Genomic DNA, 3,328 nt, shown 5'->3' on the forward strand with positions numbered 1-3,328 from the left:
TTTAGTTCTGTCAAAATTGAGGTCGTTTGACGTATCGCCATTATTAAAACGATCCGTCAGCAAAAAGTAAAGATTGGCGCCTTCCCAAACGAAAGGCACTTCTTTTTTCTCATCCATTTCCAGCAATTTATGGTCTTCTTTACAGCTTAATAATAAGAATACAAAAAGGCAACAGCCTAAAAATCTTGTCATGTTTATTCGGTTAAAATTCGATATTCCCAAGGCTTTAAAACGAGGGCATTCTCATTCATTACAATAGGCTCATTGGTCATATAATCGGTAAAACTTCCTTTTAAAGGTGCATTAACTGATTGTTCCTGAGCAGAAAAATTTCCGATAAAAGTTACCGTGCTATTATTTTTACTACGTTGGAATGCCAATACCTTGTCATTGGTGGTTTTTAAATCTTTATAGGACGCTGGGTCTTTTCCTCCGTTTAAAGCAGGATTGGTATTTTTTAGATGCCCTAATTTCTCAAGTAATGGCCACATTTTTTGTTTTGTTTTCGGAATGGAATCCTTCTCGAAAAACTTTAATCGGTGGTCCAGATCATATTCCATCCCCGAATAAATTAATGGCATTCCAGGAATGACATAACTAAAAGCGGTCATCAAAGGCGCAGCATCTTTCATCCGTTCCTTAATGGTGCCGTTCCATGAATTCTCGTCATGATTGGTCACGAAATTCATCATGATTGCTCCTTTTTCATATAAAGAATCAATTTGAACCAAGCGCTCTTTCCAAGCTTTCAAGCCTTTTTTCCCTTGCGCCAGATCATTCATGAGATGATGGGTATCCCAACCATAAACCATCTCAAACAAATCATTCTGAACCAACTCAGGCTCCCAAGCTTCGGCCAACATAAAGATATCTTTGGTTTTTCTGAGCTGTGGAATGGCCTCTTCCCAAAAATCAGTCGGAACCGAAGCTGCCACATCACATCTAAACCCGTCAACACCTTCTTCCTTTAACCAATATTGCATGTCGGCGATCATTTCTTTTCGCATTTCCTTATTGTCATAATTCAAATCGGCAACATCGGTCCAATCGGTATCTTTAGGATGAAGGATGTTTCCATTTTCGTCTTGAGTATAATATTCTGGATTGTTTTTTATCCAAATATGATCCCAGCCGGTGTGGTTCGGTACCCAATCCAAAATGACATACATCCCATGTTCATGAGCGGTTTTGATCAAATTCCTAAAATCTTCAATGGTTCCAAACTCGGGATTTATTTTAGTGAAATCAGTTACGGCATAATAACTTCCCAAATATTTAGACTGTTCTTCCTCAGGAAAATCAGAGGCGAATTTACTATCGTCGCCGCCCGTAGCTTTACGTTTGGTTTCACTAATTGGAAACACTGGCATCAACCAAATAATCTTAACACCCAACTGTTTTAATTGCGGAATATCTTTTGTGAATTCATCAAAATGTCCAGAAGCCGAATATTGACGAATGTTAGCTTCATAAATAACGGCAGTTTCTAAAACAGCATCAGAAATAGGTTTTATTTCCCCCATAATATTCTCTTTTGTCAGGTTTTCTACTTTCTTTTCTTCTTTACAAGCCATAATCAGTATTAAACTGAAAATTGCCAAAATGATTTTTTTCATGGTATTTTATTTTAAATGTATGTTTAGTTTTAATATATCCGAAGTCTTCCATTCTAAAGGAATGGCAACCGTTCTTTGATCGTTACTATAAATAAATTTTAATTTTTTTCGATTATTTTTAACCGATTTTGGTTTCGAATTGATGTTATGCAAAATAAGTTGAATCGACTTGGTTTGTGCTAGAAAAGCTTTACCGATCTCAGCTTCAAATTGAATTTCAATTACTTTTCAGTTGACTTCCGAATCAAATTTCAAAAGCTCAAACAGTCCTTTCTCGAAGGCATCGGCAGCCAGCCCATCATCATTATATAATTGCCCTTCGCTTTCTTTAACAGAAGGATCATAATAGTAATGCAACTCCAGCGTATTACCGTCATACTCCTTGGTACTTTGCATCGGTTTTGCCATGGGAATAAAAGCACCACCACGCACGAATGTTGGAATCTTGTCTTCAGTTACATTTACGGTTACTGTTTGTCCGCCTTCAAATTTTTCATCCGTATAAAGATCAAACCAAGTACTATTTTTCGGGAAGTAAACTTCTTTTTGAACCACCTCAGCTTTCATAATGGGCACCACTAAAAAATCATTTCCCCAAATATATTCTGAAGCGTCTGTTTTGAGCGGTGCTGCATCGTCTTCAAAAAATAAAGGGCGCATTAAAGGTGTTCCTTTCTTATGGTTTTGAAAACTCAAATTGTAATTATAAGGCAATAATTTGTAGCGTAATTCTATCGTTTTTTTTGCAAAGGCCTTGGTTTTTGCATCCCAGAAAACGGGTTCTGCCGGCACAGCTTCTTGAGCATGTGGACGAAAAATAGGTTGAAAAACGCCATATTGCAACCAGCGTGTGTAAAGTTCAGCATCTTGATTATCGCCCGCAAATCCGCCTAAATCAGAATGCATATAGCCCAAACCTTGCATCCCCATTTGTAGGGCGATTTCGGGTTGACTTTGCAAGCCGCCCCAAGTTCTATTGACATCTCCCGACCACGGAATCATCCCAAAACGTTGCGATCCCGAATAGCCTGCACGCATTAAAATGAAGGGGCGTTCATTTGGAAAATCGGCCTTGTAACCTTCAGCAATCAATCCTGCCCAATCGTGACCATAAATATTATGCACTTCATCGGCGGTTCCGGTAGCGTGTAATAACTTGGACGGATGGACTTCAGGTTCGCCCAAATCGCCCCAAACGCCCGTCACGCCCATATCGGCAAGACCTTTGTAAACATTCCAAAACCAAGTTTTCCCCTTCGGATTGTAGATGTCGATTAATCCCGTATTTCCAAAATAGAAATCGAAAGTATAGGGATCTCCATGGGAATCTTTTGCCATCACATCTTGGTCAACGACTTCTTGCCAACGCTTGGAAGTCGTCAAAACGAAAGGTTCGGTCACTAAAATAGTATTGACATTTTCCTTCTTCAAATCCTTGATCATTTGTATAGGATTGGGAAACGAATCTTTTAAAAACTCCAGATTCCCCATGTGTCCTTGAATATCCTTTCCAAACCAAAAAATATCGATAATTACGGCATCCAAAGGAATTTTATCATCCCTAAATTTCTGAACGGTAGCTTCTACTTCTTTTTGGGAATGGTATCCAAATCGGCTTGAGAAATTCCCCAAAGCCCAACGCGGCGGCAAGGGTTGTTTTCCTGTTAAATCGGTATAATGATCTATCAAATCGATCCAGGAATCGCCCACAA

Annotated in this window: 2 protein-coding genes and 1 pseudogene; all 3 read right to left on the bottom strand. The window is 38.9% G+C overall.

Going from position 1 to position 3,328, the window contains the following annotated elements; translation table 11 throughout:
* Positions 1–192, bottom strand: a pseudogene (locus tag ABIQ28_RS02000) (alpha-amylase); the annotation flags it as partial.
* A gap of 2 nt (positions 193–194) precedes the next feature.
* On the bottom strand, positions 195–1,616 hold the full coding sequence (locus ABIQ28_RS02005) for an alpha-amylase family glycosyl hydrolase (protein WP_348035080.1): 1,422 nt from the start codon (positions 1,614–1,616) through the stop codon (positions 195–197).
* Positions 1,617–1,844: 228 nt separating this feature from the next.
* A partial coding sequence (locus ABIQ28_RS02010; protein WP_348035081.1) for a TIM-barrel domain-containing protein occupies positions 1,845–3,328 on the bottom strand: 1,484 nt, incomplete at its 5' end.

The sequence above is a fragment of the Gelidibacter sp. genome (genome assembly GCF_039916245.1).
Classification (GTDB): Bacteria; Bacteroidota; Bacteroidia; order Flavobacteriales; family Flavobacteriaceae; genus Gelidibacter.

Excerpts from the sequence above, each read along its gene's own strand:
- ABIQ28_RS02005 (WP_348035080.1), bottom strand. The coding sequence starts at position 1,616 with ATGAAAAAAATCATTTTGGCAATTTTCAGTTTAATACTGATTATGGCT.